Origin of the sequence: Streptomyces sp. B5E4, from assembly GCF_039871555.1 — a bacterium.
GTDB lineage: Bacteria > Actinomycetota > Actinomycetes > Streptomycetales > Streptomycetaceae > Streptomyces.
The window spans coordinates 24,323-38,870 of the sequence record NZ_JBDPMI010000002.1; the positions used below are offsets into that span (position 1 = coordinate 24,323).

8 protein-coding genes are annotated in these 14,548 nt (G+C 71.2%); 2 read left to right on the plus strand and 6 right to left on the minus strand.

Going from position 1 to position 14,548, the window contains the following annotated elements; genetic code table 11:
* Positions 1-6 precede the first annotated feature (6 nt).
* Positions 7-1,323 (minus strand): sugar ABC transporter substrate-binding protein, encoded by a 1,317-nt coding sequence (locus tag ABGA99_RS02745; protein WP_347576792.1) that lies wholly within the window; start codon positions 1,321-1,323, stop codon positions 7-9.
* A gap of 151 nt (positions 1,324-1,474) precedes the next feature.
* Here ABGA99_RS02745 and ABGA99_RS02750 point away from each other — a divergent pair, with 151 nt between their 5' ends.
* Complete coding sequence (locus ABGA99_RS02750; protein ID WP_347576793.1) at positions 1,475-2,716, plus strand: ROK family protein; 1,242 nt, start codon at positions 1,475-1,477, stop codon at positions 2,714-2,716.
* Between the two features lie 157 nt (positions 2,717-2,873).
* On the opposite strand, the gene ABGA99_RS02755 is transcribed toward ABGA99_RS02750, so the two are convergent.
* Positions 2,874-6,329, minus strand: a complete 3,456-nt coding sequence (locus ABGA99_RS02755; protein WP_347582091.1) for a ThuA domain-containing protein — start codon at positions 6,327-6,329, stop codon at positions 2,874-2,876.
* Positions 6,330-6,609: 280 nt separating this feature from the next.
* Between ABGA99_RS02755 and ABGA99_RS02760 the strand changes: the two genes are divergently transcribed.
* Complete coding sequence (locus ABGA99_RS02760) at positions 6,610-7,377, plus strand: class I SAM-dependent methyltransferase (protein WP_347582092.1); 768 nt, start codon at positions 6,610-6,612, stop codon at positions 7,375-7,377.
* A 354-nt stretch (positions 7,378-7,731) separates the two neighbouring features.
* On the opposite strand, the gene ABGA99_RS02765 is transcribed toward ABGA99_RS02760, so the two are convergent.
* From ABGA99_RS02765 to ABGA99_RS02780, 4 genes are all read right to left on the minus strand, one after another.
* A complete protein-coding gene (locus ABGA99_RS02765) occupies positions 7,732-7,938 on the minus strand; it encodes a DUF5999 family protein (protein WP_101425633.1) in 207 nt (68 codons plus the stop codon).
* Between the two features lie 230 nt (positions 7,939-8,168).
* Positions 8,169-9,635, minus strand: a complete 1,467-nt coding sequence (locus tag ABGA99_RS02770) for an amino acid permease (RefSeq protein ID WP_347582093.1) — start codon at positions 9,633-9,635, stop codon at positions 8,169-8,171.
* A 64-nt stretch (positions 9,636-9,699) separates the two neighbouring features.
* Positions 9,700-12,072: an alpha-L-fucosidase gene (locus ABGA99_RS02775; protein ID WP_347582094.1), complete on the minus strand. Its 2,373-nt coding sequence runs from the start codon at positions 12,070-12,072 to the stop codon at positions 9,700-9,702.
* 226 nt (positions 12,073-12,298) lie between these two features.
* The gene (locus ABGA99_RS02780; RefSeq protein ID WP_347576798.1) at positions 12,299-14,542 is read right to left on the minus strand and encodes an MMPL family transporter; all 2,244 of its coding nucleotides are present in this window, start codon (positions 14,540-14,542) and stop codon (positions 12,299-12,301) included.
* Positions 14,543-14,548 lie beyond the last annotated feature (6 nt).

Sequence of the window (14,548 nt, forward strand, 5' to 3'; positions counted from 1 at the left end):
GGCCGCTCACTTCTGCATCTGCTGCTGGGCCTCGGTCAGCCGCTTCTGGACCGACTCCGTGGTCACCTCGTCGCCGGCGGCGGCGTCCGCGAACAGCTCCTTCATCGCGTCGCCGACGAGGGTCTCGAACTGTGCCTCGTCCGGCACCTGCGGCAGCGGCGCCGAGGTGGTGGAGAGCACCTCGCGCAGCACGGTCAGGTCCGTGCTGCTGAACGCCCTGTCCTCCTGCGCCTCCTTCACCGGCGGGATGGAGCCGTAGGTCGAGTTGAGGACCAGCTGCTCCTCGTTGGAGGTCATGAACTCCACGAAGTCCAGGGCGCCGTCGAGGTTGTCGGTGTTCTTGAAGACGGCGATGTTGATGCCCGCGACCATGGAGTTGACGTCTCGTCCCTCCGGCGGATTCTCGCTCTGCATGGGCACGGGCGCCACGCCGTACTCCTCGGGCTTCATGCCGTGTGCCTTGAGCGAGCTGCCGGCGGCCTGCCACAGGAGCATGCCGGCCTTGCCGGTGGCGAGGTCCTTGATCGACTGGTTCTGCGCGTACTCGGCGTTGCCGACCGCGGCGATCTTGTCGTTGGCGAGGAAGTCGACGTACTGCTTGACGGCCGCGACCGCCCCGGGGCTGTCGAACGTGGGGTTGCCCCGGGCGTCGAAGAAGTCCGCGCCGTGCTGCTTGCCGAAGACGAAGGCGTGGTGGGAGTTCTCCACCGGGTTGCCGCCCTCGACGGCGACGCCGTACTTGCCGTCCTTCGTCAGCCTCTTGCCGACCTCGACGAACTCCTCCCAGGTGGCGGGGGGTTCCTCGATGCCCGCCTCGGCGAACATCGCCTTGTTGTAGTAAAGGGCGTACGAGAGGGAGTACAGCGGCACCGCCGCCGGCGGCTGGCCCTCGGCGCCCGCGGCGGCCAGCGCGGCGGGCACGAACCGGTCCTTGCCGCCGATCTTGTCCAGCGTCTTGTCGTCCCAGGCGAGCAGCCCGTCGGTCGCCTGCAGCGAAGCGGACCAGGTGTTGCCGATGTTGAGCACGTCGGGGCCCTGCCCCGACGTGGTGGCCGCGAGGATCCGGTCGAGCAGGCTGTCCCAGGGGATGACCTCCAGCTTGACGTCGATGCCCGTCTTCTTCTCGAACTTCTCGATCTCCGGGGTCAGCACCTCTTTGTCGTGCTCCAGGCTGGTGCCCTGGTTGCTCGCCCAGTAGGTCAGCTCCTTGGGCTTGTCGTTGTTGCCCTCCGAGCCGGTCGAGCTGCCGCCGCCGCAGGCGGCGGCGGTCACGCTGAGGGCGGTGGCGAGTGCGGCGGTCGCCGCCAGGCGGATTCTGCGCATGGTCGTGGGGCCCCTCTCCGGGCACATGTCTTCAGGCTGTGAACGCGGAGCGTGCTTAATTCAGGGCGTGAGTTAAGTAGTGAAAGAAGTCCCCGTCAACCCTTCTCACACGCGTTTCCGGGCACGTATCTTTCCTCCGGGAAGGAGCCACATGGCGAGAAACAACGGCCGTACCGTGCGCGACCTGCGCCGTAGCAACCGCTCCGCGGTACTGCGCCACCTGTACTTCGAAGGGCCGCTGAGTCGCCAGGAGTTGGGCCCGGTCACCGGGCTCAGCTCCGGGTCGATCAGCAACGTCGCCGCGGAGCTGATCGCGGAGGGGGTGCTGGAGGAGGCCGGCGCGGTCGACTCCGACGGCGGCCGGCCCCGCACCCTGCTCCGGGTGGCGCCGCGCTGCGGGCACATGGTCGGCGTCGACGTCGGCGAGACCCGGGTGCGGGTGGAGCTGTTCGACCTCGCCCGTACCGAACTCGCCCGCGCCGAGCGCCCGCTCGACGACGGCGGCCGGGACGCCGGACGGGTCGTCGCCCACATCGCCGAGGGGCTGGCCGCCGTGCTCGCCGACGCGGGCGTCGCCGCCGGGGAACTGCTCGGGGTCGGCCTCGGCGTTCCCGGCATCGTCGACCGCGAACCGGCCCGCGGCGGGGCGGTGGTGTACGCGCAGACCATCGGCTGGGACGCCGTACCCCTGGAGGCGATGCTGCGCACGGCCGCGACCGGCCTGGCGGACGTGCCGTACACCGTGGCCAACGGCGCCAAGACCCTGGGCCAGGCCGAGATGTGGTTCGGCGCGGGACGCGGCGCGCGCAACGCCGTCATCGCGCTGATCGGCTCCGGCGTCGGCGCCTGCGTCGTCACCGACGGCACCGCCTACGGCGGCTCGTCCAGCGGCGCGGGGGAGTGGGGGCACACGACGATGCAGATTCGCGGACGGCGCTGCCGGTGCGGCGCCCGCGGCTGTCTGGAGGCGTATGTCGGGGCGGAGGGGATGCTGCGGCGCTGGCGGGAGGCGGGCGGTGAACCGGTCGCCGCCGACGAGGAGTCGGCGCTCGCCGAGCTGATCGCCGCCGACGACCCCGCGGCCCGCGCGGTGCTGGACGAGACCGCCGAGTACCTCGGCGCCGGCATCGCGGACCTCGTCAACCTCTTCAACCCGGAGCGCATCGTCCTGTCCGGCTGGGCCGGACTGCTGGCGGGTCCCCGGCTGCTGCCCGCCGTACGCGGGGCCACGGCCATGTACGCGCTGCGCTACCCGGCGGCGCGCGCGGCGATCGAGATGGGCGAACTCGGCACGGACGCCGTCACCGTCGGCGCCGCGACGCTCCCGCTGAGCCGCTTCCTCGACGCGGGCGGCACGTCGTACCGCGACACCGCGGCAGCCCCGGCACGCTGACGCCGCCCGGAGCGGGAGCGGGGCCGGGCCCGGTTCACTCTCGGCGCCCGGTCCCGCCGCCCCTTCCGCGGGGTCCGCGGCATGCGAGCGGCGGCCGGACCGGGGCATCCCCGGCCGGCCGCCGCCGTGCGGTGTGTCAGCTCACCGCCGGATCACTTCAGTTCACCGTCACCTGCACCGCACCGGTCGTCAGATCCCCGGTGTCGTCCGTGACGGTCAGATGGGCGGTGTACGTCCCCTTCCTGGTGTACGTGTGCGTCGCCGTCGCCGCACCGTCGCCGGTCGCGTTGTCCCCGAAGGTCCAGTGGTACGCCGTGGCCGTACGTCCCTCCGGCAGCGTCACCGCGCCCTCGAAGGAGAACCCCGCCGGCGCCGTCGCGCTCTCCGGCGAGGCCGTCACCGTCACCTTCGCGGCCGACTCCTTCTCCGCGCCGCGGCCGTTGAAGTGCAGCCAGTCCAGCGCCACCAGGTCGGGGCTCGTCGGGGTCCACGCCGGGTTGGTGAAGACCACGTAGACCTTCTCCACCCCGCCCGGGTCGGTCAGCGGCACCGTGGGCGAGACCACGTTGGCGAAGCTCCCCGTGTTCGGAATGGTCGCCTTGCCCAGCAGCTCGCCGTCCGGCGCGTTCGCGCGGAACTCGACGTCGCCGCCGAGCCCGCCGGAGGCGGCGCCGACCGTCACCGATTCGATCCCGCTCGGGGTTCCCGGGTCCAGCACGATCCAGTCGCCGTGCTCGATCTCGCCCAGCCGCTTGCCCCCGGAGGAGTCCTCCCTGGCCAGCGTCTCCACGCCGCCGTTCGCCCCGCCGGTGCCGTTGTGGTGCTCGGCCTCGCGGAACTTCTGCCGCAGGCTCAGCGAGTCGGAGCCGACCAGGCTCGGCACGCCCTCGGCGCCGTCGTCCTCGTACTGCGCGCTGATGCCGTAGTAGAGGTTCTGGCCGGGGCCGTGGCTGTCGCCCGGGTCGGTCGTGAACTCGCCCTCGCAGCCCGTGAGGTTGTCCAGCGGGTGCAGGTGGTCGTCGTGCCCGAGCTGCGTCTGCACCACCACGCGCGAGCAGTCGACGGCACCGTCCTCCGGGTCGTCGACCTCCACCTTGTACGGAACGGTGTCGCCGAAGTCGAACGCGGTGCCGTTCGCCGGTGTGATGACCTTCACCTCGGGACGGGTGTTGCCGACGGTGACCTCGTGCACCGCCATCGCCGTACGCTCCGGCGGCCCCTCCACCGTCAGCCGGGCGGTGAACCGGCCCTTCTCGGTGTAGGTGTGCGTCGGGTTGGGCTCCGTGGAGTCGGTCGTGCCGTCACCGTCGAAGTCCCAGGCGTAGGTGATCGGGTCGTCGCCCGGCGAGTGCGAGCCCTCCGAGGAGAACTCCACCGCCAGCGGCGCGGGCCCGGAGTCCGCCGACGCCGTCAGCTCCGCCACCGGCGGCCGGCCCTCGGCCACGTAGTCGATGCGGTAGATGCCCGCCTTCTCGTTGCTGCCGCCGCGGCCGGTGCCGCTGCCCTCGCCGAAGTCGATGACGTACAGCGAGCCGTCGGGGCCGAAGTCCGCCTCGAAGGGCTGGATCCAGCTCATGTCGCCGAAGATCCCGTTGATCGACTGCAGGTCGCCCTTCTTGGCGGGCGCGAACCTGGGGTCCTCGAACTCCTGGTCCTTCTCCTGGAACGAGAAGGTCTTGAACCACTTGCGGGTCAGCTCGTACGTGATCCACTTCCCCTCGAAGTACTCGGGGAACTTGTACGGGCTGTCGTTCTTCGCGTCGTAGTCGTAGACCGGGCCGCTCATCGGACCGCCGCCGCCGGTGCCCAGCTCGGGGAACTCCTGCGAGGCCGAGTACGCGTACCAGACCGTGGCGGGCTGCGCCGGCGGCAGGTTCTTCTTGCCGGTGTTGTTCGGCGAGTCGTTCACGGGCGCGGAGCAGTCGAACTTCTCACCGGCCTGGCCGGTGGCGAAGTCGTAGTCGTTGAACGGCGTGTTGTTGCCGATGCAGTACGGCCAGCCCTGGTTGCTCGCCCTGGTGAGCCGGTTGTACTCGACCGTGCCCTCGGGGCCGCGGTTCGGGTCGGCGCCGCGTGCGTCGGGGCCGTAGTCCGCCACCAGCAGGGCGCCGGAGACCGGGTCGGTGGTGATGCGGAACGGGTTGCGGAAGCCCATCGCGTAGATCTCGGGACGGGTCTTCGACTCGCCCGGCTTGAAGAGGTTGCCCTTCGGGACGGTGTAGCCGCCGCCGGTCGTGGGCTTCACGCGCAGCACCTTGCCGCGCAGGTCGTTGGTGTTGCCCGAGGTGCCCTGGGCGTCCCAGGCCCGCCGGCCGTCGCGCTCGTCGATCGGCGTGAAGCCGCTGGACTCGAACGGGTCGGTGTTGTCGCCGGTGGCGACGTACAGGTTGCCCTGGGTGTCGAACGTCAGCGAGCCCGCCATGTGCACGTTGGCCCGGCCCTCGCCGCGCCACGTCGGGACCGTCAGCAGCACCTTCTGCGACGCCGGGTCCGCGGTGTTCCCCTTCATGGTGAAGCGGGACAGGTTGATGAGGTTCTTCTCCTTGTCGGAGTGCAGGAGATAGACCCAGTTGTTGTGCGCGAAGTGGGGATCCAGGGTGAGCCCGAGGAGGCCGTCGGACTGGCTCGTCATCTCGGGGGTGTAGTCGAAGTCCAGGGCGGTGGTGACGTTCAGCGTCTCCTGGTCGACGACCTTCAGCTCACCGGTGCGCTGGGCGTAGAACACCCGCCGGTCGGGGGCGACGGCCAGCTCGAAGGGGTCGGCCAGGTCGTCGGTGACCAGCGGGGTGCGCTGGAAGTTGCCGGTCTGGGTGGCCGAGCAGTCGCCGGGCGCGGCGCCCGCGGCCCACCGGATGCCGCCGAGCAGGTGCTTGAGGAACAGCGGCTCGTCGAAGGACGACGCGTCGTGGCCGCCGGCGGTGAACCACGACCGGCCGCCGTCGTACTTCTGGCACCAGGAGAACGCGTGGTCGACGCCCTCGTCCAGGCCGGTGATGCCGTCGCGCACCTTGATCTGCGCGAGGGTGTGCACCTTGCCGGTCGGGTTGGCGCGCCAGTTGTACCACTCCTCGTTGCGCTCCCAGAGCTGCGGCAGGCCCTTGGTGGAGGGGTGGGCGTCGTCCAGCACCTTGATCCGGCCGGTCTGCGGCACGGGGTGCTTGTCGAAGATCGCCCCGACCAGGCCCTCGTACCAGTCCCAGTCGCGCTCGCTGGCGGAGGCGGCGTGCAGGCCGAGCCAGCCCCCGCCGCCCTGGATGTACGACTGCAGTGCGGCCCGCTGGTCCGCGTCGAGCAGATCGCCGCTCTCCGGCGTGGAGTTGGTGTTGTTGAAGAGGACGGCCTCGTACGTCGCGAGGTTCTCCTCGGTGAACGCGGCGGCGTCGTCGGTCGAGTCGACCTCGAACCCGTACTCCTCGCCGAGCTTCTCGACGGCCTCGATGCCCGCCGGGATGGAGTCGTGGTAGAAGTTCGTGACCTTGGAGAAGACCAGGACCCGGAAGTCGGCCTCCTCGTCCTGCGGGGCGGCCGTCGCCGAGGCCGTGCCCAGGAGCAGCGCCAGCAGCGCGGCCAGGACGGCGATGGGTGACAGGGGTGGTCTGGCTAGGCGTCTCATAGTGCTCCCAGTCGTGCCGGAACGCGGGCGCGTCGGAGGGCGGGCCCGCTGGGTAAGGCGTATAGAAAGCGCTTGCTGACGGTGCCCTGTCAAAGTAAGGCCTTACCTACGGGTGGTCAACGGTCGTGCGCGGACCGGGATCCGGCGGTCTTCCGGGGCGTACGGCCAAGGGCCGGAACCCCCGCCAGGTGGTGCCTCGGACGTCACCGCGCGCCCGGCACACCACCCGCCCGCGGCGTCACGCAGAGTTCAAGATCTCGTAGCCGGGTATCCTCACAGGATGGGCGAGGACCTGAGCGCGGCGGCGGCCAAGGGCTGGGCGGTGCGCTGGGAACTGCAGCGGGAGCAGCAGGAGGCCGGCCGCGAAGAGCGGTTCACCGTCGTCGGTGACCTCGTGGAGCTGGTCACCGACGGCCACGATCACCCCGCCGTCCTCGACCTCGGCTGCGGTACGGGCTCGCTGGCCGCCCGGCTCAAGCGCCGGATGCCCGCGCTCGACGTCGTCGCCGCCGACGCCGACCCCGTGCTCCTCGGCCTCGGCCGGCGGATGCACGGCACGCGGGTCCGCTTCGTCGACACGGTGATCGGCGGCATCGGCTGGCAGGACGAGCTGGAGCTCGACCGCCCTCTGGACGCCGCGGTCTCCGCCACCATGCTGCACCGCCTCCCCGAGCGCGTGCTGCTGGAGGTCTACGGCCGGCTGCACACCCTGCTCCGCCCCGGCGGACTGCTCGTCAACGCCGACCGGCTGCCCCAGGAGGACGAAGCCGTCGCGGAGCTGGCCGGCGAGGTCGGCAGCCGGCTGGCCGAGCGGCAGCGGATGCCGGGCGGCGAGGACTGGTCGTCGTGGTGGGACGCGGCGGCCGAGGCGCCCGAGCTGGCGCGGCTGTTCGCCGAGCGGCGCCGCCGCGGCGCGGCCCTCGCCGCGGACAACGGGCTGAGCCTGGCGCGCCACGTGGACCTCCTGCAGAAGGCGGGCTTCGCGTCGGTCGGCACGGTCTGGCAGCGCGGCGACAGGTGCGTGCTGGTCGCGGTCCGCGGCGAGTAGCCCCGGGCGCTCGCCGCCGCGGTGCTCAGCCGCCCCGGCGGACGTACGTGCCCCGTACTCTGCCCGCCTCCGCCGTCCCCACGCGGGCGAACGGCAACGGGCCGAGCGGGACTTCGCGATGCAGGGCGCAGGCGGCGGGGGCGCCGCGGGCCGGGTTCCGCGCTCCGGCCCCGCAGTGGCCCTGCCTGCGGTCGGTGCGCTGCCGGGCGGCCGGGCGCGTCACGGTAGCCGGCGGCTTCCTGCCCCCGTCGTTCCCGCGCCGAGGCGCCGAGCGCGGCCGGCGGTTCGCCGGGCGGGTGGCCCTGAAGGGCCGGGCCCGGCGGAAGAATCAGGAGGGGCGTACGCCGGCGGGCCTCAGGCCGCGGTCGTCAGCAGGCCGGGGCGCACCTCGCGCCGCGGCGCGACGACGGCGCCGGTCGGCAGCAGTTCACCCGTGTCGTCGAAGACGATCGTCCCGTTGCACAGCAGGCTCCAGCCCTGCTCGGGGTGGAAGGCCACGGTCTGCGCGGCATCACGGTCAGGGCGGTCGGCGGCGGGGCACTCGGGCCGGTGGGAGCACATCGGACACCTCTCGGTCGGGAGGCGGCGGCCCTGCCGGGCCGCCGGTGGCGGTGTGGTTCCTTCTGGAAGGTGAGACCCGGCGGGCGCCGGAAACTCATCGCCCATCCTCAGGAAACCACCGCCGAGTTGAGCCCCGGTCCGCGCGCGGTCACAGTCCCGTCTCAGCGCCCGCGGGTGCCCGGCCCCGTACCGGCACGCGCCGTACGCGGCCGGTGCGGGAACGCCGGGCGTCAGTCGCGCGGCTCGTCGCGCTTGTGCAGGTCGGGACCGTCCGGCGCCGCCTGCCCGGCACGGGCCAACTCACTGCGGCGGTAGGAGTACGCGAAGTACACGATCATCCCGACCGCGAACCACACGCCGAACCGCAGCCACGTCTCCCACTTCAGGAACGTCACCAGCCAGATGGAGAACCCCACCCCCACCAGCGGCACGACCGGCATCCCGGGGCAGCGGAACGTCCGCGGCAGGTCCGGCTGCCGGTAGCGCAGCACGATGACCGCGACGCACACCACCACGAATGCCAGCAGGATCCCGATGTTCGTCAGCTCCGCGGCCTCACCGATCTGCAGGAAGCCCGCGATCAGCGCCGAGCCGACACCCACGATCCACGTCACCCGCGTCGGCACGTGCCGGGTCCGGTGCGTCTTGGCGAACCACTTCGGCAGCAGCCCGTCGCGGCTCATCGAGAACCAGACGCGGGTGACGCCCAGCATGAAGGTGAACATCACCGTGAGGATGCCGATGATCGCCCCCACCGCGATCAGGTTCGCCAGCCACCCCAGCCCCACCGACTCGAACGCCGTGGAGAAGCCGCTCTCCGGGTCGACGCCCTTGTAGTTCTGCATCCCCGTCAGCACCAGGGTCGCGGCCACGTACAGCAGCATCGAGATCGCCAGCGAGTAGAGGATCGCCTTCGGCATGTGCCGCTGCGAATCCCTGGACTCCTCGGCGGCCGTCGACATCGCGTCGTAGCCGAAGACCGCGAAGAACACGGTCGCGGCGCCGGTGAACGCGCCGCCGACGCCGTAGGGGAAGAAGGGGTTGTAGTTGGCGGTGTCGATGTGGAAGACGCCGACCAGGATGACGACGAGCACGACCACGACCTTCAGCACCACCACGACGGTCTCGAAGCGCGCCGCGTTCTTGATGCCGAGGGTCAGCAGGTACGCGACCAGCAGGCACAGCACGACCGCGAACAGGTCGACCTTGTGCCCCTCGCCGGTGCCCGGGGCGCCGAGCATCCATGCCGGCAGGTCGGCGCCCATGTTCTCCATCAGGAAGGAGAAGTAGCCGGAGATGCCGATGGCCACCACCGCGACGATCGCGGTGTACTCCAGCAGCAGATCCCAGCCGATGAACCACCCGGCGAGTTCGCCGAGGACCGCGTAGCCGTACGTGTACGCCGAGCCCGCCTTGGGGATCAGGCCGGCGAACTCCGCGTACGACAGCGCCGCCGCCGCGCTCGCCACCCCCGCGATGAGGAAGGAGACGAGCACGGCGGGGCCCGCCGTGCCGTTGGCGACCGCACCGGCGAGCGCGAAGATGCCCGCGCCGATGATGCCGCCGACGCCGATCGCCGTGAGCTGCCACAGCCCGAGGACCCGGGTGAGCTGTTCGCCGCTCTCACCCTCGGTGGTCTCGATGTGCTCGATGGGCTTGCGGCGCAGTACGCCGTTCGTGCTCCAGAGCCCTGCCATGGTGCGTCCCTCTCCGTCGAGGCCGTTCGATCACAGGGGAGCACGATGACGGATGAGGTGCCTTTCAGGAAGAGGGGCGCGTGCTCACCTTGAAGACCCAGGCGTGCCTGCCCGCCCTGCGGGCCGCCGCGGGCACCTCGATGACCAGCGCGCCGCCGTCGGTGTCCCAGCTCAGCGGACGGTCGCCGTAGCCGAGCATGGTGATCTCGTCGCCGGCCCTGACGGGCACCGGGGCCTCGACGATGAGCCGGGACGAGGGTGCGGTGAGCGAGTGGATGTAGAAGGCGTCGCGGGTCATGGTGAACCGCAGGTCCTCGCCGAGCTGCGCCATGCGCGACCAGTAGGTGGTGCCGTAGATCGCCTCGCCGTTGACGCGCAGCCATTCGCCGGTCTCGCGGAGCCGCCGCTCCATGATCTCGGGGATGGTGCCGTCGGCGCGCGGGCCGATGTCGAGGAGGAAGTTGCCGTTCTTGCTGACGATGTCGACGAGGCTGTGCACGACCTCTTCCGTCGTCATGTACGCATCGTCGGGCGTCTCGGCGTTGTAGCCGTAGGACCGCGGGTCGAGCCCGCGGCTGGCCTCCCACTTGGCGACGACGGTGTTCTCGTACACCTCGTACTCGGGCGTGGTGAAGTCGTGCGGGCCGATGCCGGAGCGGTTGTTGACCGTCACCTCGATCGGCCGCGGCCGGTTCTTGGCGTGGTTGAAGAACTCGGCGAGCACCCGGTGGCTGTCGTTGTCGCCGCCGATGTCGCACCACATGATCTCGGTGTCGTACTCGCGGATCAGCTCCAGCATCTGCCCGGCCTGGTAGTGGCGGACGTAGTCCTGGCCCGAGGTGTAGCCGGTGTACGGCACGGGCTCCAGCGTGTACGGGTTGCGCGGGGCGTGGCCGTACCAGGGGTTGTCCGGGTTGAACCACTCCGGCATCGAGAAGTACAGCCCGCGGTGCAGGTCGGGGGTGTACCTGCGGGACGCGTCGAACAGCTCCCCGATCAGGTCGCGGCGCGGCCCCATCGCGACGGAGTTGCGGGTGGAGAGCTTGGTGTCCCACAGCGCGAAGCCCTCGTGGTGCTTGGAGGTGAGCACGTGGTACTGCGCGCCCGCGTCCCGGAACAGCTCGACCCACGAGCGCGGGTTGAAGCGCTCGGCCCGGAACATCGGGATGAAGTCGTCGTACGCGAAGTCCTCGCCGTACACCTCCCGGTGGTGCGCGTGCGTCGGGTTGTCCGGCTGGTTCATCTGCTGCCAGTACCACTCCGCGTACTGCTTGCCGACCGGCGCCCAGGCGGGGACCGAATACACGCCCCAGTGGATGAAGATGCCGAACTTGGCGTCGTTGAACCAGTACGGCGCCTGATGACTGCTCAGCGAGGCGTCGGTCGGCTCGAAGTCGGGCACCCCGAGGGTCAGCGGGCGGGTGACCTCGGCGGCCGTGCCGCCCCGCCCGGTGGCGACGACGCGGCCCTCCTCCACGGTGCCCGGCGCCACGCCCGCGCGGTTGCGGATGCCGACGGTGACCCGGGCCTGCTCGCCGGGGCCGAGGCGCGGCACCGGGACGGGGGCGACGGTGCGGGCGCCCTCGGTGTCGACGGTGACCGACAGGCCGTCGCGGGCGGCGATCCACACCGCGCCGGCGTTGATCAGCGTGGCCTCGACGGACTGCGCGCCGGAGCGCTCCAGCGAGGCGGTGGTGGAGCGGACGTGGCGCAGCGCGACGGCGCGTCCCTCGGCGACCGGCTGCAGGGAGAGCGCGAAAATGTGCAGCGCCGACTTGTCGGGCTCCGCCCGGTTGATGACCGGCAGGGTGAGCGCGACCGCCTCGCGCACCGGGTCCAGGCCGAGTTCGACGACGGCGATGGACACCTGGTGCGGGTCCTTGGTGCCGTCGGGAGCGTAGCGGTACGGGGCCCTGAGCGAGCCGCCGCCGGAGTACCAGTCGGGGGCGGACAGGCCGGCGGTGGCGGTGCTGCCGTCGGCGTAGTGCACGGTGGCCTCACCGGAGGCGGTGCCGTACGAGGAGGAGGCGAGGAACAGCACGCTCAGGTAGTGGCCCGGGGGCAGTTCGACGCGCTGCCCCATGGCGACGACGTTGTTCGGTGCGCCGGCGCCCGCGCCGGGGAAGTCGAAGGGGAAGCCGTCGACCTCGATCGGCCCCGCGGGCAGCTCCTCGCCGGGGTAGGTGTAGCCGCTGCCGTCGAAGTTCCCCCCGCGGGTGTCGGCGGTGTCGACGCCGTCGTTGTCGAAGTGGGCGGTCAGCGGCACCGGTACGGGGTCGGGGACCCTGCCCCAGTCGTCGGCGGTCGCGTTCTCGTCCGCGGCCCCGGCCGGGCCCTGTGGTGCGGCGCCGGCGGCGGTGGGCGCGATGCCCAGCGCGGAGCCCGCCGCGGCTCCGGCGCTGATCGCCAGCACGTGCCGTCGTGCAAACCCGTTCATCCCATTCTCCCTCAAGGACCTTGATCCATCCGATGTCTATGGGAGTTGTGCCAGATTCAAGCGCTTACTGGGGAGGGAACGTAGAGATTCATCGGATGAACGTCAAGGCTCGGCGCAACGGGCGGCACCGAGCGGCAACGCACCGGGGCCCGGTGGCGCGAACGCCACCGGGCCCCGGTCTGTTGTTCGTTGCGGTCCCGCGGTGCCGTGCACCGCGGGACGTTGTTCAGCGCACGCCGGTGGGCTCGGGCTCCCGCTCCTCGCCGGCCGTCGGCGGCGGCACGGAGGTCGCGGCGAGCTGCTTGTACAGCTTCTCGCCCTCCACGTCGACGTTCGGCAGGATCTTGTCCAGCCACTTCGGCAGCCACCAGGCGGACTTGCCGATCAGCGCGAGCACCGCCGGGACGATGGTCATGCGGACCAGGAAGGCGTCGAAGAGGACCGCCACCGCCAGACCGAAGCCCATCATCTTCACCATGTCGTCGCCCGCCCCGATGAAGCCGGCGAAGACGCTGATCATGATGACCGCGGCCGCGGTGACCACCCGGGCGCCGTACCGGAAGCCGGTGACGACCGCGTCGCCGGCCGACTCCCCGTGGACGTACGCCTCGCGCATCCGGCTGACGAGGAAGACCTCGTAGTCCATCGCCAGGCCGAAGACCACGCCGATCAGGAAGATCGGCATCATCGACATGATCGGACCGGTCTCCTCGATCCCGAAGACGCCGGACAGCCAGCCCCACTGGAACACCGCGACGACGGCGCCGAGCGCGGCCAGCACGGAGAACAGGAAGCCGAGCGCGGCCTTCAGCGGCACCAGCACCGAGCGGAACACCAGCATCAGCAGGACGAACGCCAGGCCGACCACCAGCGCCAGATACGGCACCAGCGCGTCGTCGAGCACCTTCGAGAAGTCGATGTTCACCGCGGTGCTGCCGGTGAGGTACAGCTCCGCGCCGGTCTCGTCCTGCAGCGAGGAGGACAGGTCGCGGATCTCGCGGACGACCTTCTCGGTGTCGGTGTCGCTCGGCCCGGTGGACGGGGTGACCATGACGGTCGCGGTGTCCCCGGCCTCGTTGAACCCGGCGGGGGTGACGGAGATGACACCGTCCACGTCGGAGATCCGCGCGACCACATCGTCGGCCGCCTGCTGCGGGTTCTCCGCCTCCGTGGCGTCGATGACGCCGGTGACCGGGCCGTTGAACCCGGGACCGAACGCCTCGGACAGCATGTCGTACGCCTTGCGCTGCGTGGTGTCCGTCGGCTGGCTGCCCTCGTCGGGCAGGCCCAGCTCCATGCTCGCCACCGGCGCGGCCAGCGCGCCGAGCCCGATGATCGCGGCACCCAGCACCAGGACCGGGCGCTTGAGCACCTGACGGGCCCAGCGGGTGCCCATGTTCGGCTTGGCGTCGTGGTCGGACGCCTTCGGGGCACCGGTCTCCGGGTTGGCCTTGCGCACCTTCTTGCCGTAGATCCGCTTGCCCACGATGCCCAGCGCGGCCGGGACCAGCGTGAGCGCGATGAGCACCGCGAGCGCGACCGTGCCGGCCGCCGCGAAGCCCATCTTCGTCAGGATCGGGATGTTGACGACCGCCAGGCCCGCCAGCGCGATGATCACGGTGAGGCCGGCGAAGACGACCGCCGAGCCGGCCGTGCCCACGGCGCGGCCCGCCGCCTCCTCGCGGGAGTGGCCGTCCGTCAGCTCCGCCCGGTAGCGGGAGGCGATGAACAGGGCGTAGTCGATGCCGACCGCGAGGCCGATCATCATCGCCAGGGTGGAGGTGGTGGCGGACAGGTCGAGCACGGTCGCCAGCGCCGTGATCGAGGAGATGCCGATGCCGACGCCGATGAGCGCGGTGATGATCGGCAGCCCGGCCGCGACCAGCGAGCCGAAGGTGATCACGAGCACGACCAGCGCGATGCCGACACCGATGATCTCGCCGTTGCCCATGTCGGGCTCGACCATCAGCGCGTCACCGCCGGCCTGGATGTTCAGACCGTCGTCGCGCTGTTTCTCCACCACGTCGGTGATGGCGTCGCGGGTCGAGTCGTCCAGCTCCATGGACGTGACCTTGTAGTCGATGACCGCGTAGGCCGTCGCGCCGTCCTCGCTGACGCCCGCGTTGTCCGCGAACGGGTCGCCGACCTGCTCCACCTGGTTCCCGGCGAGGCCGTCGAGCACGCCGTCGACCGCCTCGCGGTTGTCGGCGGCGGTGATCTTCTGGCCGTCGGGTGCCTCGAAGACGATGCGGGCCGTCGCGCCGTCGGCGGACTGCCCCGGGAAGCGCTCCTCAAGAAGGTCGAAGGCCTGCTGTGCCTCGGTGCCGGGCAGCGCGAAGTCGTCCTCGGGCGCGGTGCCCGCAGACGACGCGCCGAACCCGGCGAGGCCGAAGAGCAGCAGCCATATCAGCGCCGTGATGCGGCGCCGCCGGAAAGCTAGCCGGCCGAGTTTGTATAGGAAGGTGGCCACGAGCAG

Coding starts and splice junctions, on each gene's coding strand:
- ABGA99_RS02745 (WP_347576792.1), bottom strand. CDS start 1,323: ATGCGCAGAATCCGCCTGGCGGCGACCGCCGCACTCGCCACCGCCCTC.
- ABGA99_RS02750 (WP_347576793.1), top strand. CDS start 1,475: ATGGCGAGAAACAACGGCCGTACCGTGCGCGACCTGCGCCGTAGCAAC.
- ABGA99_RS02755 (WP_347582091.1), bottom strand. CDS start 6,329: ATGAGACGCCTAGCCAGACCACCCCTGTCACCCATCGCCGTCCTGGCC.
- ABGA99_RS02760 (WP_347582092.1), top strand. CDS start 6,610: ATGGGCGAGGACCTGAGCGCGGCGGCGGCCAAGGGCTGGGCGGTGCGC.
- ABGA99_RS02765 (WP_101425633.1), bottom strand. CDS start 7,938: ATGTGCTCCCACCGGCCCGAGTGCCCCGCCGCCGACCGCCCTGACCGT.
- ABGA99_RS02770 (WP_347582093.1), bottom strand. CDS start 9,635: ATGGCAGGGCTCTGGAGCACGAACGGCGTACTGCGCCGCAAGCCCATC.
- ABGA99_RS02775 (WP_347582094.1), bottom strand. CDS start 12,072: ATGAACGGGTTTGCACGACGGCACGTGCTGGCGATCAGCGCCGGAGCC.